Raw genomic sequence first — 20115 nt, 5'->3', positions numbered from 1 at the left:
TGTCGCCCGATCAGGGATCGATTGACATCCGGACGCCACCGCCATCGGACACGCCGAGGTCAGGGATCGGGCGATATCCCTGATAATTGGCATAGGTCGTGTTGTTGCCAGCGCCGCTGCTTGCGCAGCCCGATAATGCCAGGAGCGCCGCAACCGCAGCCAGGATGAGAGGTTTGAACGCCATGCGTGTCTCCTGTTATCGAACTCGGCCGGATCCGGTTGGCCCGGCTATGTGTATAGTCTCTGTTGCAGATAAGGCATTTCTCTCCGAAAGCGAGATGCAGATCAAGAATGAACAACGCATTCAGCACGCAAGGCAGGGGCTTTCTGCAAGCGGGATACGGGCGCTAAAGTCGGTAACCGATTCGAGGAGCCCGCATGACAAACCTGCAGAGACGTTTTCCCTGCATTCCCGACATGGAAGCCGCCGCTGCGCGGCGCATGCCGAAATTTGTGCATGATTACCTGATCGGCGGGCTTGGCCGCGAAAGCAACGTTCGGCGCAATGTCGCCAGCCTCGATACAGTCGAACTGATGCCGCGCTACCTGTCGGAAGCGCCGTCGCCGGATATGCGTTTCAGACTGTTCGGCAAGCATTTCGATGCGCCCTTCGGCGTTGCGCCGCTCGGTCTTGCCGGCCTGCTCTGGCCCGGGTGCGAGGTGCCGTTAGCCGAAGCCGCGAAAGCCCACAATATTCCGCACGTGCTGTCGACCTTCGCAAACCGCGCAATGGAGACCATCGGGCCGATCGTCGGCGACAATGGCTGGTTCCAGTTCTATCCGCCCAACGATCCGGCGATGGAAGCCGACATGATCGAACGTGCGAAACGAGCGGGCTATGAAACGCTGGTGCTGACGGTCGATATCCCAGCACCCACCCGCCGCGAGCGCGATATCCGCAACGGCATGTCCGTTCCACCCGTCCTTGATCTCAGGACCATGTTCCAGATCGCCACCCATCCGCACTGGGCGCGCCATGTCCTGCGCCACGGCATTCCGGAATTCGAAAACCTGTCACCCTATTATCCGAAGGGCGGCTCACTGAAGGAATCGGCCGCATTCGTCGGCCGGACGATGACGGGTCATCTCGGCGAAACCCGGGTCCGCCGCATCCGCGATGCCTGGAAAGGCCGAATGCTGGTGAAGGGCGTGCTCGATGTCACCGAGGCGCAGGCCTATATGGCGCTCGGCGCCGATGGCCTTATCGTCTCCAACCATGGCGGCCGCCAGTTGGATGCTGCCCCGACCGCCGTTTCCGTGCTGCCCGGCATTCGTCGCGCGCTCGGCCCGGATGTGCTGATCGCGGCGGATGGCGGTGTCCGTTCCGGTCTCGATGTGGCGCGCTATCTGGCCCTCGGCGCCGATTTCGTCCTGATCGGCCGTCCCTTCGTCTTTGCCAGCGCGGCAATGGGTCCGGCTGGCGGTGATCATCTGATGACCATCCTGAAGGCCGAACTGTCCGGTGCGATGGCGCAACTCGGCTGCCGCACCATCGCCGATCTGCCGTCCTTCCTGCATGCGCCCAGCGTAAATTGACGAGGCCCCTTGTGACTGTTGTTGACGACCTGATCGAAGCGCTTGGCGCGGACGCCGTCCTCACCGGTGATGCCATCGGCGAGCGCTATCGCAGCGATGCCAGCACGACCGGCCGCTTCCTGCCGCTGACCGTGCTGCGTCCCGCCAGCACCGAACAGGTCGCGACTGCGCTAAAAATCTGCGACCGCCATGGCCAGCCCGTCGTGCCCCAAGGCGGCCTCACCGGCTTGGCCGGCGGCGCCAACGCCCGCGATGGCGATATCGCGCTGTCGCTGGAACGCATGTCCGGTGTCGAGGAGATCGATCCGGCCGCCGGTACGATGACGGTGCTCGCAGGCACGCCACTGGAAGTGGCGCAACTGGTGGCCGAGACGGCCGGTTTCCTGCTGCCGATCGATCTCGGCGCGCGCGGCTCCTGCCATATTGGCGGCAATCTTTCCACCAATGCCGGAGGCATCCGCGTCATCCGCCACGGTGTCACCCGCGATAACGTGCTCGGTGTGGAAGCCGTCCTGGCTGACGGCACCGTGCTCTCCTCGCTCAACCGGATGACCAAGAACAATACCGGTTATGACCTGCGCCAGCTTTTCATTGGCTCGGAAGGGACGCTCGGCATCATCACCCGCGCCGTGCTGCGGCTACGACCCTTGCCTTTGGCCCGGCTCACTGCGCTCTGCGCGCTCGGATCCTATGGCAATGTCGTCTCGCTGCTGAAATCCGCCGAGCGCGAACTGTCCGGCCTCTCCGCCTTCGAGGCGATGTGGCAGACCTATTTCCGCTTCAACGCGGATGCGCTCAACCTGGCCTTCTTCGACGCCTCGCATCCGTTCACCGTCATCATCGAGCAGGATGTCAGCGGCAACGACGAGGACAAGGAGCGTTTCGAGACCTTCCTCGGCAAGTCCTTCGAGGAAGGACTGATCACCGATGCACTCGTCGCCCAGTCGGAAAAGGAAGCCCGCGCCTTCTGGTCGGTGCGCGAGGGCCATCTGATGGACCAACTGCTGCCCGGCCTGATCAATCTCGATGTCAGCCTGCCGGTCGGCCAGCTCGACGATTTCGCCGCCGATTGCGAAAAAGCGCTGCTCGCCCACTATCCGGCCGCGCACGTCTCCTTCTTCGGCCATGTCGGCGACAGCAATCTGCATGTGGCTGTCTGGATCGAGTCCCCGAGCGAACACGACCTGCACGAGATCGACGCGATCGCCTACGATCTTGTCCGCAAGTACAAGGGCTCAATCTCCGCCGAGCACGGCATCGGCACGCTGAAGCGCGATTTCCTGGACCACTCTCGCAGCGAAGCGGAGATCGACGTCATGCGCCGGATCAAGGCGGCACTGGATCCGAACGGCATCCTGAATCCCGGCAAGGTCATCCCGCCGAAGCCTTAGACGAAGGAAGACGCGACATGCCCAAGATCGACATCACAAAGGTCCCTGCCATCAAGGGTTCCGGATACCCGCCGCCCCACGACACCCCCTGTGCAACGCGCACAAGAAAGCGGCTGGGTGATGCCGGAGGCCTTCAGGATTTCGGCGTCAACCTGATGACCCTGCCACCCGGCGGCTGGTCCAGCCAGCGCCACTGGCACAGCCATGAGGATGAGATGGTCTACATTCTGGAGGGCGAGGTCGTTCTGGTCGAGGATGACGGAGAAACCATTCTGCGCCCCGGCGATTGCGCTGCCTTCCCGAAGAACACCGGCAACGGCCATCATATGATCAACCGGTCCGCGGCAATGGCCATCTATCTGGAAATGGGCTCACGCCAGTGGGACGATCTTACGATCTGCTCCGACATCGACATGATGAGCGCCAATGCGGACGGGCGTTTTGTTCACAAGGATGGGACACCTTATTGAGGCGGTCGGCAGATGACATCTGATGACAAATCGAAAAGCATCCTCGCCCGCTATGCTGCAGGGGAACGCATTTTCTCGCATATGGACAGAGACGATGGCGTGTAATGACTTCAGCCATGCTGATCTTCGCGGTGCAGTTTTTAGCAGCAGCTCTATGTTCGCCAATTTTGTCGCGGCAGATCTGCGTGATGCCGATTTCTCTAACTGCAACCTCAAAACCTGCGATTTTTCGGGGCAAATCTGGAAAATGCATCTTTTCGGGGCTCGGCTATCGATGCGGCTGTTTTCGATGGTGCCGATTTGACCGGCTGCGATTTCAAGGACGCCAGCACGTTTGGCCATGTCTTCGTGGAAGACGAATTACCGCCACACTGACCCAAAGGCTGGTCCTCTCATCTGGCGGTCTCAGAGAGATGCTGCCTCACTTCGCCGTATACAGCGCCCGTGAACGCTCCAGATGCTTCAGCACGGCCTGTTCGGCGGCATCGGGATCGCGGGCTTCGAGGCAGGCTATGATTTCCTCGTGTTCGGCGAGCGTGAACTTTTCCTTGCCGGTCCAGATCAGCATGTCCGTGTGATACTCCTGCAGCCAGGCGAGCATCGCCTCGCTGACGGCGACATAGATCGGGTTGCCGGAGATGCGGGCGATGCGGGTGTGGAACTCCATGTCGGCCGAGATGAAGGCATCGGCATTGCCAAGGGAATCGCGCTGGTGTTCGAGAATATCGCGCAGGGAGGCAATATCGTCCGTTTTCGCCTTCAATGCGGCTTCGCGCGCCATGCCGCGCTCGAAGAAGATACGGGCATTTTTCAGATGCTCCAGCGAATCCGAGGATTTCGCCAGCATGATCTTGGCGGTCATATCCATCTGGCGGAAGATCGACTGCGCCGTCAGTTCCAGCACCTTGGCACGCTCGCCGTGCGAGATCACCACCAGACCCATGCCGGCCAGCGCCTGCATCGCCTCGCGGATTGCCGGGCGGCCGACGCCAAAGCGCTCCATCAATTCGCGCTCGGAGGGCATTTCATCGCCCGGCTGGAGCTCGCCGGAGGTGATCATGGCCTTCAGCCGTGCGAAAACCTCGTCGGACAGTTTGCGGCGGACGATCTGTTCTGTCTGCTGGGCCATGTTTTCCTGCTGTCTTATCGTCATCATCGTTATGCACCGGTCCGTCCGCGAAGGAAATGGACGGGCATGTTTTCGCCGGGCACAGTCCACATTCATGATTGCTGATGCACGCACCCTCTTGCGCAATTGATATACTCATTATACCAGTTGCCGAAAACGTGCCAGCCGGAACTAACAGTGATCCGGCGATACGGGAGGAATTTCGCGGATGATCGTCGTCACCTACAGGATTGAGACACCCGGCAGCATCGAGGCCATGGCGGAGAAGATCGCCAGCGACCAGTCGACCGGCACCTTCGTGCCCGTGCCCGGCGAAACGCCGGAACTGAAGGCGCGCGTCGCCGCCCGCGTTCTCGAAATCCGTCCGCTTCCCGATGCGGATCATCCAAGCTGGCCGGAAGCGCCGGCCGGCCACGGTCCGATCCGCCGCGCCGACGTCGATATCGCCTTCCCGCTCGATGCCATCGGCACCGACCTCGCCGCCCTGATGACGATCGCGGTGGGCGGTATCTTCTCCATTCGCGGCATGACCGGCCTGCGTGTCGTCGATCTGAAGCTGCCGCAGGAATTCAGGAGCGCCTATCTCGGCCCGCAATTCGGCCTGCCCGGCAGCCGCAAGCTTACGGGCGTTTATGACCGCCCGATGATCGGCACCATCGTCAAGCCGGCGCTGGGCCTGCGCCCGCACGAAACGGCCGAACTGGTCGGGGAACTGATCGAGTCCGGCGTCGATTTCATCAAGGATGACGAGAAGCTGATGAGCCCGGCCTATTCGCCGCTGAAGGAGCGCGTCGCCGCCATCATGCCGCGCATTCTCGAGCACGAGCAGAAGACGGGCAAGAAGGTCATGTACGCCTTCGGCATCTCCGCCACCGATCCCGACGAGATGATGCGCAATCATGATCTCGTGCTGGAAGCCGGCGGCAATTGCGCCGTGATCAACATCAACTCGATCGGCATGGGCAGCATGGCGTTCCTGCGCAAGCGTTCGGGCCTCGTCCTCCATGCCCATCGCAACGGCTGGGACGTGCTGACGCGTCATCCCGGCATCGGCTTCGATTTCAAGGTCTGGCAGCAGTTCTGGCGCCTGCTCGGCGTCGACCAGTTCCAGATCAACGGCATCGGCGTCAAATACTGGGAGCCGGACGACAGTTTCGTCGAGAGCTTCAAGGCCGTAACGACGCCACTGTTCGACGCGTCCGACTGCGCCCTGCCCGTCGCCGGTTCCGGCCAGTGGGGCGGCCAGGCGCCGGAAACCTATCGCCGCACCGGCCGCACCACCGACCTTCTCTATCTCTGTGGCGGTGGCATCGTTAGTCATCCCGGCGGACCGGCAGCCGGCGTGCGTGCCGTGCAGCAGGCCTGGCAAGCGGCTGTGGCGGATATCCCGCTTGAGACCTATGCGAAAGACCATCCGGAGCTTGCGGCCTCCCTCAAGAAATTCGGCGGTGGCGGAGAATGACGACCATGAGCGCACCCCAGAACCTTCTTCTTTCCTATTACGGCGACGACCTGACCGGCTCCACTGACGTCATGGAGGCGCTCGCCTCCAATGGCGTCGAGACGGCGCTGTTCATGGATGTGCCGGATGAGGCGCTGCTCAAGCGGTTTTCCCATTGCCGGGCGATCGGTCTGGCCGGCACCAGCCGCAGCGAAACGCCCGCCTGGATGGAGGAAAACCTGACGCCCGCCTTCGGCTGGCTGAAGAGCCTCGACGCCGCTATCTGCCACTACAAGGTTTGCTCGACCTTCGATTCCAGTCCTGCGGTCGGCAATATCGGCAAGGCGGTCGAGATCGGCAAGGCGCTGTTTGGACAGTCCTATGTGCCGGTTCTCGTCGGCGCGCCGCAACTGAAACGCTACACCGCTTTCGGCCACCTCTTTGCCGCCTATCAGGGCGATGTCTACCGCATTGATCGTCATCCGGTGATGAGCCGCCATCCGGTCACCCCGATGGCCGAAGCCGACCTGCGCATGCACCTGAAGGCTCAGACGCCGCTCGAAACGAAACTCGCCGATCTCGCCATGCTGGCGTCCGACGATGCCGACCAGCGGATCGATGTGCTCTGCGGCGGCGCCGACGGCATGGTCCTGTTCGATGTCGATAGCCCCGAACGCCAGGCGCACGCCGGCCGCCAGCTCTGGCGCATCAAGCGCGGCGGCGGCTGGTTCGTCACCGGCTCGTCCGGCGTCGAATATGCCCTGCTCTCCGCCTGGAGCGAGGCCGGATTGACACAAGGGCGCAAGACCTTCCCGCTGCCCGGCAAGGCCGATCGCATCGCGGTCGTTTCCGGCAGCGTCTCGCCAACCACCGAACGCCAGATCCGCCATGCCATAGCCAACGGCTTCATCGGCATCGATCTCGATCCGCTGGAACTGCTGGGTGAAAACGGCCCGGCCACCCTGGAGAGAGCCATCAGCGCCGGCATCGAAGGCTTGAAGGCGGGCCGCAGCGTCATTCTCAACACCGCGCTTGGCCCATCCGCCGATCGCGGCGGCGATATCGACCGCATTCCCGGCAGCCGCCACCGCCTCGGCCGGCTGCTCGGCACCATCCTGCGCCGACTGGTCGAGGATCAGCAACTCAGCCGCGCGGTCATCGCGGGCGGCGATACATCGAGCCACGCCTTGCGGGAACTGCATGTCCAGGCGCTGACAACGCTCCTGCCCCTGCCGCAGACGCCAGGATCACCGCTTTGCACGGCACACGGAACCTATGGGGCGACCAACGGACTGCAGATCGCCCTGAAAGGCGGCCAGGTGGGATCGGACGGATATTTCTCGCAAATCCGCGAGGGCCTGCAACAATAACGCCGGAAAGGCTCAGGCGTTCAGTTGATCGGCCTGACGCCGATCGACCGCCGGCGGAAGTTTCATCGGATTGCGCATGCTGGCCATGAACTGCCCGAGCAGATACCGGTCGAAATGTCCTTCCGACTTCAACATCATCGTCATCGTCTCGGCCGCCGTCCAGGCCCGCTTGTAGGGTCTGGCCGTTGTCATCGCATCATAGACGTCACAGATCGCGGCGATCCGCACGGGAAGACTGAGCTGTTTGTCCGAAAGGCCATTCGGGTAACCCTTGCCATCCATACGCTCGTGATGATGAAGACAGACGTCCAGAACGATCTCCGGCATGTCGCCTTGCCGCGCCAGCGTTTCGTAACCGCGAACCGGATGCGTGCGGATGACCGCCATCTCGGCCGCGCTCAGAGCGCCCTCTTTCGACAGCAAGCTGTCCGGCATCATCATCTTGCCGATATCGTGCAGAAGGCCGGCAATACCGAGTTCGCGCACGGTTTTCTTGTCCAGCCGCAGCCAGCGGCCGAAATGCACCATCAAGGCGCTGACAGAGATGGAGTGAAGAAACGTATATTCGTCCTTGCTCTTCAGCCGGGTAATTCCGATCAGGGCGGCCGGATTGCCCTCCATCGATTTGGCAATCTGATCGACAGCATTATCCGCATGCTCGAAACTGGCGGCGCCGCTCAGGCGGATGTCGGAGAACAGGTTTTCGAGCAGCGGCTTGGTCAGCTCGATCGTCTGCATGGCGTGCTTGATCTCGGCCTCTGAGAAGGCCCGAGCGGCAGATGCCGAGGATGCGGCTGCCTTGGGGGCGTGGGAGGCCGCTGAGCTGCCGACATCCACCCCCCGGTTCGTATCGATGACGAGACTGATGATATTGCTGGATTTGACCTTGGCGACGGCCGCCTCATCCTTCAGGAGGAAGCTGCGAACCCGCATGGCTTCATCCCGCAGGGGGTCCTCGATATCCGTGACAAACATACCGACAAGCACTTGATGTCTTTTGATCCGTTTGAGCATGCGCTTCGATCTTTTCCATCCCAAGTGCTGTCGTAAAGGCGAAACCAGAAATTCCAATACCATTCAGATCGACGCGCGCGGCCTCATAATATTGGACACGCGAGCCAGCCCATAACTTGAGCCTTTCACTATAAATATACTCAAATTCGGGGCTCCTCCTCCAGAGAAGCATTCGCATTCTCTACTATAAAACATTTATGCAGCGTTAAAATCTAAACCCTGAGTCTCGGGATGGACAAGGCGCAACCGCGCCACACAGCCCTCTTGGAATTCAGTTTTGGCCAGACAAGATCGACTCATCAAAAAATCACCTCACCATCTGACATACTGATTGACTCATTATACCAGTTGCCTTACACCATCGCAAAACAATCGCGCAGGTGAGGAAACATGACTTCGATCGCACTCTTCGGTGCTGGTGGCAAAATGGGCTACCGGCTTGCCAAGAACCTGAAAGGCTCGCGCTTCGACGTGCGGCATGTCGAGCTGAGCGATGCCGGAAAGGCCCGTCTGCAGAACGACCTCGGCTTGTCCTGCGTCGACGCCGACACGGCGCTCGCCGGCGCTGAAGTTGTCGTGCTGGCCGTTCCGGACACCGCCATTGGCAAGGTTGCCGCCGGTATCGCCGACAAGCTCGTGCCCGGTACCATTGTCGTCGTTCTGGATGCCGCCGCCCCTGCTGCCGGCCACCTGCCGAAGCGCGACGATCTCACCTATTTCGTAACGCACCCCTGCCATCCGCCGATCTTCAACGACGAGACCGACCCGGCCGCCAAGCGCGACTTCTTCGGTGGCGTCGCCGCCAAGCAGCACATCGTTTCCGCCCTGATGCAGGGTCCGGAAGAACATTACTCGCTCGGCGAGGAAGTGGCCAAGGTCATCTGGGCGCCGGTCATGCGCTCGCACCGCGTCAGCGTCGAGCAGATCGCGCTTCTGGAGCCGGGCCTGTCGGAAACCGTCTGCGCCTCGCTGCTCGTCGTCATGCGCCAGGCCATGGACGAATGCGTTGCCCGCGGCGTTCCGAAGGAAGCCGCCCGCGACTTCCTGCTCGGCCATATGAACGTGCTCGGCGCCGTCATCTTTGAAGAGACGCCCGGCGTCTTCTCCGACGCCTGCAACAAGGCGATCGAGTTTGGCATCCCCGTCCTGATGAAGGATGACTGGAAGAAGGTTTTCGAACCCGAGGAGATCGCCGAAAGCATCCGGCGCATCACCTGACCGACCGGCATGATGCCGGGCCGCAGGAAGCGGTTTGGGGAGATATCATGCTGAGAGAAGAGGCGGAGCGAATGCTCCGCCCACAATCGGCGCCGGTGGGAACGGCGCTGTTATTTTAGCTCACTTGGGAGGACCACATGAAACTGACACGCAGACTGACCCTTGCCGCTTTTGCTGGCGCCCTTTCTCTCGGCGTTGCAATGCCGGCTTTCGCCGCCGATCTGATCGCCATCATCACCCCGTCGCATGACAACCCGTTCTTCAAGGCGGAGGCTGTCGGCGCGGAAGCCAAGGCCAAGGAACTCGGCTACGAGACTCTCGTCCTGGTTCACGATGACGACGCCAACAAGCAGAGCCAGTTGATTGACACGGCAATCGGCCGTGGCGCCAAGGCCATCATCCTTGACAATGCCGGCTCGGAAGCCTCGATCGCTGCCGTCCAGAAGGCAAAGGATGCAGGCGTCCCCTCCTTCCTGATCGACCGTGAAATCAATGCCACCGGCGTCGCCGTCTCGCAGATCGTTTCCAACAACTACCAGGGTGCACAGCTCGGCGCCGAAGAATTCGTCAAGCTGATGGGCGAGAAGGGCAACTATGTTGAGCTTCTCGGCCGCGAAGCCGATCTCAACGCCGGCATCCGCTCGAAGGGCTATCACGACATCATCGACGAATATCCGGACATGAAGATGGTCGCCCAGCAGTCGGCCAACTGGAGCCAGACGGAAGGTTATTCCAAGATGGAAACCATCCTGCAGGCAAACCCGGACATCCAGGGCGTCATCTCCGGCAACGACACGATGGCCATGGGCGCGATCGCAGCGCTCCAGGCTGCCGGCCGCAAGGACGTGATTGTCGTCGGCTTCGACGGCTCAAACGACGTGCGTGACTCGATCACCTCGGGCGGCATCAAGGCAACCGTTCTGCAGCCGGCATACGCCCAGGCCCAAATGGCTGTCGAGCAGGCCGACACCTACATCAAGACGGGCAAAGGCCCAGCTGAAGAAAAGCAGCTGATGGATTGCGTGCTCATCAACGCCGACAACGCCGCCAAGCTCGAAACCTTCGCGCTCAAGGATTGATCCTCCCAAAGGACGCGCACAGGGCAGAGCCTCTCTGCCCTGTGCGTTTTTGTGCACGACGACGGAGTGACTTTCATGCCGAATTTCCGGGCCGCAGCCGCAATTTCGCTCGCCATTGCGCTGGTGTTGCCCGGCTGCAAGATCATCAAGACACCGACCGCCGAAGAGGCTGCCGCCGAAGCAAGCGGTGGCTTTGCGCCTGACAAGCAGGTCGCCGACCTCTGGGACGCGAAGGTCATCCCTTTCCTCGAAAAACGCGCAGGCACGTACCAGGAGGTCTCCGCGCTCATCGCCTCGGATGCAACAGCCGCGGCCGCCGAATACGGCCATAAGGAAAAGAACGGCACGGCGCCTTGGACCTACGCCGCGAAGGTATCCGGCACGATCGTCAAGGCGGAGACGAAATCTCGTGCCGGTTATCTCGACACCGATATCGATGGCGACGGCAAGGCTGATGTCCGCATCCAGATCGGTCCCGTCGTCAAGGGGACGGCCATCCGCGACAGCCTCAACTTTGTGAATTTCAGCGAATTCAAGAACCAGATCCAATGGGCCGAGTTCGGCAAGGCGTTCAACAATCACCTGAACGCCAAGGTTCTCGACAAACTCGCGCGCGACGGCCTCGAGGGCAAGACGGTGGAAGCTCTCGGTGCCTACCCCGCTCCCTCGAGCGGCCAGCCGGCACTACTCACGCCCGTCACCATCACGATCGGCGGCTGATATGACGGCCGCAACACACGACACCATTCTCAAGCTCGATGACGTGACCAAGGTCTATTCCGGCATCGTCGCGGTCAAGCATGCGAGCCTCGAGCTGAAGCGCGGCGCGGTCAACGTGCTCGTCGGCGAAAACGGCGCCGGCAAGTCGACGCTGATGCGCATGATCGCCGGCGTCGAAAAGCCTTCGCTCGGCCGCATCCTGCTCGAAGGCAAGGAAGTCGAGTTCAATTCGCCGGCCGACGCCCAGAAGCATGGCATCGGCATGGTATTCCAGGAACTCAACCTGTTCGGCAATCTCTCGGTCGCCGAAAACATCTTCGCCACCCGCGAAATCACCCGCGGCCTGCGCGGAATCGATCACAAGGCCCAGGTCGAAAAGGCCAATCATTTCCTCGACAAGCTCGATGCCGGTATCAGCGCCGAAACCATGGTCGAAGACCTGCCGATTGGCCAGCAGCAGCTCGTCGAAATCGCCAAGGCGATCTCGCTCGACACCCGCATCCTGATCCTTGACGAGCCGACCTCCGCTCTTTCCGCCGCCGAAGTCGACATCCTGTTCAAGGTCATCAGCGAATTGAAGGCGCAAGGCGTGGCGATCGTCTACATCTCGCACCGCCTCGAAGAACTGATGCGCATCGGCGATTACATCACCGTGCTGCGCGATGGCCAGATCACCGGCCAGGCCATGGTGCGCGATATCGACACAAAATGGATCGTCCGCTCGATGATCGGCTCGGATGCCAAGGATTTCGCCAAGTCCGTCGATCACAAGCTGGGGGCTGAAGCCTTCCGTGCCGAGGATATCTGCCTGCCACGCAAGACCGGGGGGCTCGCTGTCGATCACCTGTCGATTTCGGTCAAGACAGGCGAAGTGCTGGGGATTTACGGCCTGATGGGCGCCGGGCGCAGCGAATTTTTCGAATGCGTCATTGGTCAGCATGCACACTCGACCGGCAAGATCTTTGTCGCCGGCGAAGAGATCGTTGCCAAAGACACGTCCACACGCATCAAGAAGGGTCTGGCGCTGATCCCGGAGGACCGCCAGCGAGAAGGCCTCGTCCAGGTCCTGTCGATCGCCTCTAACCTGACGCTGGCGAGCCTCGAAAAATTCGTCAAGTTCGGCTTCCATATCGCCGGCGATCGCGAACAATCCGCCATCAAGGATGCGATCAGCAACCTCTCCATCAAGGCACCGAACCCGGAATTCGACGTCACGTCCATGTCCGGCGGCAACCAACAGAAGGTCGTCATCGGTAAGGCATTGATGACCAATCCCAAGGTTCTGCTGATGGACGAGCCGAGCCGCGGCATCGATGTCGGCGCCAAGGCGGACGTGTTCCGCACCATGCGCCGTCTGGCGGGCGAAGGCCTCGCGATCCTGTTCTCGACATCCGACCTTGAAGAGGTCATGGCCCTGTCCGACCGGATCGCCGTGATGAGCAACGGCAAGATCACGACGATCCTCGATCGCGAAAGCGCGACCGAAGAAGCAATCGTCAAGGCCGCGTCCGAGGGACACAAGTCGGCTGACACAACACATTCGAAGGAACTCGCGTGATGACATCAGCAACCGCTACCGCAAAAGTGCCGTCGGCTGATGGCGGCTCCGTTCTCCTGACGCTGATGAAGGCGCGCACATTCATCGCGCTCTTCGCCGTTATCATCTTCTTCTCGATCTTCGCGCCGAACTTCCTGTCGACGTCGAACATGATCCTGATGTCGAAGCATGCGGCGCAGAACGCTTTCCTCGCCATCGGGATGACCTTCGTCATCATCACCGGCGGCATCGATCTTTCGGTCGGTTCGATCGTCGGCCTCTGCGGCATGGTCGCCGGCGGCCTGATCCTGCACGGCATCGACCTGCAGATCGGCTATACGATGTATTTCAACATCTTCGAGGTCGCCATCCTGACGATGTTCGTCGGCGTCGTCATCGGCGCGATCAACGGCCTGCTGATCACCAAGCTCAATGTCGCTCCCTTCATTGCGACGCTCGGCACGCTTTATGTCGCCCGAGGCATGGCGCTGCTTTATTCCAACGGCCAGACACTGCCGAACCTCAACGGCCGCGAGGAGCTTGGCAACCAGGGCTTCAGCTATCTCGGCTCAGGCACGATCTTCGGGCTTCCGGTCTCGGTCTGCATCCTCATCGTCGTGGCCCTTGCCGCAGCCTATTTCGCTCGCTTCGTGCCGCTCGGCCGGCAGATCTTTGCCGTCGGCGGCAATGAGCGCGCCGCCCGCATGTCCGGTATCCGCGTCAACCGCGTGAAAATGTTCGTCTACATGTTCTCCGGCTTCTGCGCCGCCATCGTCGGCCTGATCATTTCATCCGAACTCATGGCGTCGCACCCCCTGAACGGCACCAATCTCGAACTCAACGCCATTGCCGCAGCCGTTCTCGGTGGCACTTCGATGTCGGGCGGGCGCGGCACGATCGGCGGCACGATCATCGGCGCCTTCGTCATCGGGATCCTGTCCGATGGTCTCGTGATGATGGGCGTCTCCTCCTTCTGGCAGATGGTCATCAAGGGTATCGTCATCATCGTCGCCGTGGTGGTAGACCAGGCCCAGCGACGGTTGCAGCAGCGGGTAACGCTGATGCAGCTGGCGAAGAAGGGCTGATAACAGGGTTTACCCCTCACCAAGCGCGTCCAGTGATCGGCTAGCGCCTCTCACGGACTTGCTATCCTCTCCCACAGGGGGAGAGGTAAGGGGTGCCACGATCACCGCTCCTCATGTGAGGCAGAATGGTGCAGCAGGTCTACCTCTCCCCTTGTGGGAGAGGATACGAAGGCCGGGTGAGCGTCAGCGAACCCTTGGCCGAAGTTGGTAAGGGGTAATCCCCCGGGAGTAGATTAAAATGACCGATCTCAAAGGCGCTCTCATCGGCTGCGGCTTCTTCGCCGTCAACCAGATGCACGGCTGGAAGGACGTCGATGGCGCCGGTATCGTCGCGATCTGCGACCGCGACCCGGAACGCCTGAAGATCGTCGGCGACCAGTTCGGCATCGAGCGACGCTATACGGATGCCGCGCAGATGTTTGCCGATGGCTGCTTCGATTTCGTCGATATTGCAACGACCGTGAACAGCCACCGCGCATTGGTCGAACTGGCTGCAGCACACAAGATCCCCGCCATCTGCCAAAAGCCCTTCGCCCCGACGCTCGCCGATGCCAAGGCGATGGTCGCCGCCTGCGACGCCGCCGGCATTCCGTTGATGATCCACGAAAACTTCCGCTGGCAGACGCCGATCCAGGCCGTCCGCAAGGTGCTCGATGCCGGCGCGATCGGCACGCCGTTCTGGGGCCGTTTCTCGTTCCGCTCCGGTTACGATGTCTTTTCGGGCCAGCCCTATCTCGCCGAAGGCAAGCGCTTCATCATCGAGGACCTCGGCATCCACACGCTGGACATCGCCCGCTACATCCTCGGCGACGTCACGAGCCTCTCGGCCCGCACCAAGCGCGTCAATCCGAAGATCAATGGCGAGGACGTGGCAACCATCCTGATGGATCACGAGAATGGCGCGACCTCGATTGTCGATGTCAGCTATGCGACGAAACAATCGGTGGAACCCTTCCCTGAGACGCTGATCGAACTGGACGGCACCGAAGGTTCGCTGCGCCTGTCGCAAGGCTACGAATTGCAGGTCTTTACCGCCGATGGCACCGTCAACACCGATGTCGCCCCGACGCTCCTCCCCTGGGCTTCCCGGCCCTGGCACAATATCCAGGAAAGCGTCTTCGCCATCCAGCAGCATTGGGCTGACAGCCTGAAGGCCGGCAAGGAAACCTCCACCTCCGGCGCCGACAATCTGAAGACCTTCGCGCTGGTCGAGGCCGCCTATGAGAGCGCCGCCACCAAGGCCACCATCGATATCGGAACCCTGTTGAAATGACCGACGCGGCAACGGCTTTCGCTCTCACCGGAACCAGGCAGATCGAGCCTGCCCCGCGCCTGCTGAAGGCGGGAAAGCTCACGGCGCAGCTGTCCGGCGGCAATTTGCGGATGATTGCCTATGACGGCGTCGAGGTGCTGCGCGCGATTTCCTATCTGGTCCGGGATCGCGACTGGGGCACCTACGATCCCGCCCTGTCGAACGTCGAGATCACCGAAACCGCCGACGGATTCACCGTCTCCTACAGCGCCCGCTGCGACGGGCCGGACGAAACGGTCCTCGACATTTCCGCGATGATAGAGGGCAGCGCCGATGGCCGCCTGACCTTCAACGGCGAGGCCCGCTCCACGACTGGCTTCGAGACGAACCGTTGCGGCTTCTGCATCCTGCATCCCATCGTCGGTGTCGCCGGAACCCCGGTCACCGTCGAGCATGTCGATGGCCAGATCCAAGCCACCGACATGCCCGACCTGATCGAGCCCTGGCAGCCGTTCAAGGACATGAGCGCCATCACCCACACCGCCCTCCCCGGTGTCGCCGTCGAATGCCGCATGGAGGGCGATACGTTCGAGATGGAAGACCAGCGTAACTGGTCGGACGCCTCCTACAAGACCTATGTTCGCCCGCTGGCCCTGCCTTGGCCCTACCGTATCCCGGCCAATGAGCCCGTCAGCCAGCAGATCACGCTTGTCATTAAAGACGCCCGTCCGGCATCTGTTCACCGCGCTAAATCCACGACAGACAAGGCCGTCATCCGCCTGACACCCGGCGAAGCCTCCGGCACGATGCCCGCCATCGGCCTGCTGATCACGCCTGAGGAAGCCAAGGCAAGTCTCGCCACCATGCAGCAACCCGGCGCTCCGAAGGCGCAGGACCTGCTCTTCCATTTCGATCCTCTTGCCGGCCATGGCGCCGATGCGTTCCAGGATTTCGCAGCGATCACCGCCCTCCACGACGGCACGACGACGCTTGAGATCGCCGTTCCATGCCAGCGCCTTCTGGACGTGGAAATGCAGGAAATCGCCGGCTGGATGCAGGCAGCGAATTTGCGGCCGGACGCCATCATGGTCTGCCCGTCGGTCGATCGGCAATCGACCCCGCCTGGCAGCAAATGGCCGGACTGCCCGCCGCTCGAAGATGTCTATGCGGCAGCGGCAAACGCCTTTCCCGGCATTCGCCTCGGCGGCGGCATGCTGTCCTATTTCACTGAACTGAACCGCAAGCGCGTGCCGGCGGAAAATCTTGCCTTCGTCAGCCATTGCACCAATCCGATCGTCCATGCTGCCGATGATGTCAGCGTCATGCAGACGCTGGAGGCCCTGCCCTTCATCACCCGCTCGGTGCGTGCCATCTATGGCAACAAGCCCTATCGCATCGGCCCGTCCACTATCCCCATGCGCCAGAACCCCTATGGCAGCCGCACGATGGACAATCCCGACGGTGGACGCATCCCGATGGCCAACCGAGACCCCCGCCACAACGGCCAGTTCGCCGCCGCCTTCGCCGCCGGCTATGTCGCTTCTGTTCTGGACGCAGGCCTCGAAACCCTGACGCTCTCTGCACTCACCGGCCCCTTCGGGCTCCATGCCGGAGAAAACGAGCCCGTGCCAGCAGGCGGCAACCGCCCGCTCCACGCGATCGTCAAGGCGCTGGCGGACCTCGCGGGACGCCCTTGGTACGCTGTCGCCTCGTCTGACCCGGCTAAGGTGCTGGCCTTTGCGGTTGAGGGACAAACCGGCCCTGCTCTCTGGGTCGTCAACCTGACCGCAGAGGATCAGAATATTGACGCCGTCGCCCTATCAGAACCCTCGGTCTCCACGCCCCTTTCACTGCCACCTTATGGCGTTCTGGGACTTCATATCTGAATTTCAGGCGCAAAAGCGCGACAGATTTATCTACCCCTTGGTGGGGGAGAGGCCAACTCGGAGCCAACTCCTTGCCAATGCGAGGATGATTTGGTTTGAGAGATTGCGGCAGTTTTACCTCTCCCCCAGTGGGAGAGGACACAAAATCAACATCTTAGCCAAAGGCTAAGTGTTAGATTTTGTTGGTGAGGGGATCTGCGCCGCGAAAGAAAATCCCCGCCCCCAACTCTCATGCCATAATCCCCTCGTCCCGCCACGGATACACTGCCAGCCGTGGCAGCGAGGCGGGGCCGGCGCCGGGTTTGGGGAAAGGACGGAAGTCCCCAGATTCGGGGTCCAGGCGAAATTTCCCCTCCGCAGGCTGTTGCTGCTGCGGGCGTGCGATGCACAGAGGGGTCCACTGCATGTCGCCAGAAAGTGTAGAGCGATTTCTGGACAACGACATGCAAATGAGCGGGCCGTACTGGAAAAAGTGCGTGGGCAAAAACCGCCGAACGGGGCGCTGAGAGGTGTCACTTTTTACTCTTCAAACGAGGCAGCTTTCAGCGCCACGTCCGAACTGCTCTTTGAAAACCACGCCGTTGCTCGCGCGTGGGCGAACGACATGCAGAAAACCGTTATCAGGCCTGCATTCATCAGCGCCGATACCGGGATTCGAAATCCCAGATCGCAAAGGCAATGCCGAATACGTTCAGAGCCACGAACATCGGATTGACATCGAAGCCCTGAATTGCCGCGCTGACGAACGAGCCGAAGATGTAGCCGAGGACAAGCATCGGCAGCACCGCGAAGAAGAATTTGCGTGTCAGGAAGGGCAACAGAGGCTCCGTCAGATTTGCGTACCGTTCGCCTATAGCAGCGCTGGATTGCGCGAACCTCAAGCCGGTCGCTTGCTGTAGACACACTGCCCTTATCGGAAAGTCTGGCAATCCCGCCCGAACTCGGCAAAGATGCCGCATCCGAAAAACCGGAACCGGGAGAACACCATGCTGCCTCTACCCCGTACCGGCGCGGTCGCCGCGCTTATCCTTTCCCTCAGCCTGCCACCCGCCTTCGCCGCCTCGCCCGAGCCGATCAAGGCCGAGCACGGCATGGTCGTCACCGCCCAGCATCTCGCCTCCGATGTCGGCGTCGAGGTGCTGAAAAAGGGCGGCAATGCCGTCGATGCGGCGGTGGCGGTCGGCTATGCACTGGCGGTCGTCTACCCCACTGCCGGCAATATCGGCGGTGGCGGCTTCATGACCATCCGGCTGAAGGATGGAAAGACGACGTTCCTCGATTTCCGCGAACGCGCGCCGATCGCCGCCACCAAGACCATGTATCTCGACGACAAGGGCGAGATCGTCAAAGGTGCCAGCACCGCCGGTTATCTGGCCGTCGGCGTGCCCGGCTCCGTGCTAGGGCTTGAGACGGCGCGGGAGAAATACGGCACGCTGTCGCGCCAGGACCTGCTGGCACCCGCCATTCGTTTCGCCAGGGAGGGCTTCGTGCTCGATCAGGGCGATGTCGCCTCGCTGGGCAATGGTGCGAAAAAGCTGGCAAAGGACAAGGCCGCCGCCGCGATCTTCCTCAAGCCCGACGGCAAGACGTTCGCAGTCGGTGAGACGCTGATCCAGCCGGATCTCGCTGCCAGCCTCGCCAGCGTTTCGGAAAAAGGACCAGACGCATTCTACAAGGGCGATATCGCCGACAGGATCGTCAAGGCAAGTGCTGCCACTGGCGGCATCCTGGCCAAGGCCGATTTCGAGCAATATACGGCGCGCGAACTGAAGCCCGTCACCTGCAATTATCGTGGATACGAAATCGCCTCCTCGCCGCCGCCAAGCTCCGGCGGCGTCATCATCTGCGAAATCCTCAATGTGCTGGAAGGCTATCCGCTCTCCTATCTCGGCTATGGTTCGGCCGAGACGGTTCATGCCATGGTGGAAGCCATGCGCCACGCCTATGTCGACCGCAACTCGGCGCTCGGCGACCCGGATTTCGTCGAAAATCCCGTCGAGAAACTGACGGACAAGGCGTATGCCAAGGAAATCCGCGAGAAGATCAACCCGTTCAAGGCGGGCGTTTCGAAGGACCTGATGCCGAAGGGCATGGGCGAGAGCACAGAGACGACGCATTATTCGATCATCGACAATGACGGCAATGCAGTCGCCGTCACCTACACGCTGAACGGTTCCTTCGGCGCCGGTGTCGTCGCTGAAGGAACCGGCATCCTGCTCAACAACGAGATGGACGATTTCACCTCAAAGCCGGGATCGCCCAATCTCTATGGCCTCGTACAAGGTGAAGCCAATGCGATCGAGCCGAAGAAGACGCCCCTCTCGTCGATGAGCCCGACGATCATTTCGAAGGACGGCAAGCCGTTCATGGTCATCGGCAGCCCCGGCGGCGCCCGCATCATCACCATCACGCTGGAAGCGATCATCAATGTCATCGACCACGGCATGAGCATCCAGGAAGCCATCGACGCCCCGCGCATCCACCATCAATGGCTGCCCGACAAGGTCTATATGGAGCCCTTCGCGCTGTCGTCGGACACGCTGAAGCTCCTGACGGAGATGGGCCATGACGTCGGCGTCGATCCGAGTTGGACGATCTGGGGCCAGGCCGCCGGCATTCTCGTCGGGGGCAAAAATCTGGCGGAAATCGAAAAGGGCGGCGGTGCGCGGTATAACGGCGCGATGGACAGCCGCTCGGGATCGGGGGCTGCGCGGGGATATTGAGGAACTCATCGGTCAAGATTGAACAGTGGAAGGCCGCGATGACCTCCCTCTTCTCCCCAGCGGGGAGAAGTGCCGAACGCAGTGAGGCGATGAGGGGGCGGCCGCGGAAGCCGGCGCGCACGGCATAGTCCAAAACTGGCCTTCGGCCCCCTCATCCGGCGCATTCGCGCCACCTTTGTAACTTCCCTTTGTCGCGGATTGGCTGTGTATTGCCGATTGCGGTGGCGGATGAGAGACCGCAGCACCTTTGGGACATGAAGCCCG

The 20115-nt window shown here is 61.5% G+C and carries 19 protein-coding genes; 15 read left to right on the top strand and 4 right to left on the bottom strand.

Going from position 1 to position 20115, the window contains the following annotated elements:
• Nucleotides 1–10: 10 nt before the first annotated feature.
• The gene (locus ASG68_RS31890; protein WP_164491917.1) at nt 11–184 is read right to left on the bottom strand and encodes a hypothetical protein; all 174 of its coding nucleotides are present in this window, start codon (nt 182–184) and stop codon (nt 11–13) included.
• Nucleotides 185–378: 194 nt separating this feature from the next.
• On the opposite strand from ASG68_RS31890, the gene ASG68_RS11895 reads away from it, so the two are divergent.
• The 5 genes from ASG68_RS11895 to ASG68_RS33025 are packed head-to-tail and all read left to right on the top strand — an operon-like array spanning nt 379 to nt 3772.
• Complete coding sequence (locus ASG68_RS11895; protein WP_062578920.1) at nt 379–1536, top strand: alpha-hydroxy acid oxidase; 1158 nt, start codon at nt 379–381, stop codon at nt 1534–1536.
• An 11-nt stretch (nt 1537–1547) separates the two neighbouring features.
• On the top strand, nt 1548–2927 hold the full coding sequence (locus ASG68_RS11890) for an FAD-binding oxidoreductase (RefSeq protein WP_062578917.1): 1380 nt from the start codon (nt 1548–1550) through the stop codon (nt 2925–2927).
• A gap of 17 nt (nt 2928–2944) precedes the next feature.
• Nucleotides 2945–3397 carry a cupin domain-containing protein gene (locus tag ASG68_RS11885; RefSeq protein ID WP_062578915.1) on the top strand — a complete coding sequence of 151 codons (453 nt, stop codon included), beginning with the start codon at nt 2945–2947 and terminating at the stop codon, nt 3395–3397.
• 22 nt (nt 3398–3419) lie between these two features.
• Entirely contained in the window at nt 3420–3701 is a 282-nt protein-coding gene (locus ASG68_RS30570) for a pentapeptide repeat-containing protein (protein WP_082478623.1), read from the top strand.
• Complete coding sequence (locus ASG68_RS33025; protein ID WP_413814011.1) at nt 3638–3772, top strand: pentapeptide repeat-containing protein; 135 nt, start codon at nt 3638–3640, stop codon at nt 3770–3772. Before ASG68_RS30570 ends, ASG68_RS33025 begins: the two co-directional genes overlap by 64 nt.
• Before the next feature lie 46 nt (nt 3773–3818).
• Here ASG68_RS33025 and ASG68_RS11880 read toward each other — a convergent pair whose 3' ends face one another.
• On the bottom strand, nt 3819–4526 hold the full coding sequence (locus tag ASG68_RS11880) for a transcriptional regulator NanR (protein WP_062578913.1): 708 nt from the start codon (nt 4524–4526) through the stop codon (nt 3819–3821).
• 208 nt (nt 4527–4734) lie between these two features.
• Here ASG68_RS11880 and oiaX point away from each other — a divergent pair, with 208 nt between their 5' ends.
• Nucleotides 4735–5988 (top strand): 3-oxo-isoapionate-4-phosphate decarboxylase OiaX, encoded by a 1254-nt coding sequence (gene oiaX, locus ASG68_RS11875; RefSeq protein ID WP_062578911.1) that lies wholly within the window; start codon nt 4735–4737, stop codon nt 5986–5988.
• Nucleotides 5989–5993: 5 nt separating this feature from the next.
• On the top strand, nt 5994–7337 hold the full coding sequence (locus ASG68_RS11870; protein ID WP_062578909.1) for a four-carbon acid sugar kinase family protein: 1344 nt from the start codon (nt 5994–5996) through the stop codon (nt 7335–7337).
• Between the two features lie 12 nt (nt 7338–7349).
• Here the strand turns inward: ASG68_RS11870 and ASG68_RS11865 are convergent, their stop codons facing one another.
• The gene (locus ASG68_RS11865; RefSeq protein ID WP_062578907.1) at nt 7350–8351 is read right to left on the bottom strand and encodes an HD-GYP domain-containing protein; all 1002 of its coding nucleotides are present in this window, start codon (nt 8349–8351) and stop codon (nt 7350–7352) included.
• 390 nt (nt 8352–8741) lie between these two features.
• Here ASG68_RS11865 and ASG68_RS11860 point away from each other — a divergent pair, with 390 nt between their 5' ends.
• The 7 genes from ASG68_RS11860 to ASG68_RS11830 all read left to right on the top strand — a co-directional run bounded on the left by ASG68_RS11860 (nt 8742) and on the right by ASG68_RS11830 (nt 17128).
• Entirely contained in the window at nt 8742–9569 is an 828-nt protein-coding gene (locus tag ASG68_RS11860; protein ID WP_062578905.1) for a phosphogluconate dehydrogenase C-terminal domain-containing protein, read from the top strand.
• A 137-nt stretch (nt 9570–9706) separates the two neighbouring features.
• A complete protein-coding gene (locus ASG68_RS11855; RefSeq protein WP_062578903.1) occupies nt 9707–10648 on the top strand; it encodes a D-ribose ABC transporter substrate-binding protein in 942 nt (313 codons plus the stop codon).
• A gap of 75 nt (nt 10649–10723) precedes the next feature.
• Nucleotides 10724–11368 carry a DUF2291 family protein gene (locus tag ASG68_RS11850; RefSeq protein WP_062578901.1) on the top strand — a complete coding sequence of 215 codons (645 nt, stop codon included), beginning with the start codon at nt 10724–10726 and terminating at the stop codon, nt 11366–11368.
• A gap of 1 nt (nt 11369) precedes the next feature.
• The gene (locus ASG68_RS11845) at nt 11370–12926 is read left to right on the top strand and encodes a sugar ABC transporter ATP-binding protein (protein WP_062578899.1); all 1557 of its coding nucleotides are present in this window, start codon (nt 11370–11372) and stop codon (nt 12924–12926) included.
• Nucleotides 12926–13990 (top strand): ABC transporter permease, encoded by a 1065-nt coding sequence (locus ASG68_RS11840; RefSeq protein WP_062604041.1) that lies wholly within the window; start codon nt 12926–12928, stop codon nt 13988–13990. The genes ASG68_RS11845 and ASG68_RS11840 overlap by 1 nt, the downstream gene beginning before the upstream one ends.
• 238 nt (nt 13991–14228) lie before the next feature.
• The gene (locus ASG68_RS11835) at nt 14229–15263 is read left to right on the top strand and encodes a Gfo/Idh/MocA family protein (protein ID WP_062578895.1); all 1035 of its coding nucleotides are present in this window, start codon (nt 14229–14231) and stop codon (nt 15261–15263) included.
• Nucleotides 15260–17128: a hypothetical protein gene (locus tag ASG68_RS11830; RefSeq protein WP_062578893.1), complete on the top strand. Its 1869-nt coding sequence runs from the start codon at nt 15260–15262 to the stop codon at nt 17126–17128. Before ASG68_RS11835 ends, ASG68_RS11830 begins: the two co-directional genes overlap by 4 nt.
• A gap of 635 nt (nt 17129–17763) precedes the next feature.
• Here ASG68_RS11830 and ASG68_RS11820 read toward each other — a convergent pair.
• A complete protein-coding gene (locus tag ASG68_RS11820) occupies nt 17764–17946 on the bottom strand; it encodes a hypothetical protein (protein WP_062578889.1) in 183 nt (60 codons plus the stop codon).
• A gap of 168 nt (nt 17947–18114) precedes the next feature.
• On the opposite strand from ASG68_RS11820, the gene ggt reads away from it, so the two are divergent.
• Nucleotides 18115–19851, top strand: a complete 1737-nt coding sequence (gene ggt, locus ASG68_RS11815; protein ID WP_200943345.1) for a gamma-glutamyltransferase — start codon at nt 18115–18117, stop codon at nt 19849–19851.
• The last annotated feature ends 264 nt before the right edge of the window (nt 19852–20115 follow it).

Source organism: Rhizobium sp. Leaf453 (genome assembly GCF_001425605.1).
Classification (GTDB): domain Bacteria; phylum Pseudomonadota; class Alphaproteobacteria; order Rhizobiales; family Rhizobiaceae; genus Pararhizobium.
The sequence above is the reverse complement of the archived record's forward strand: the minus strand, read 5'-3'. Positions and strand labels throughout refer to the sequence as shown.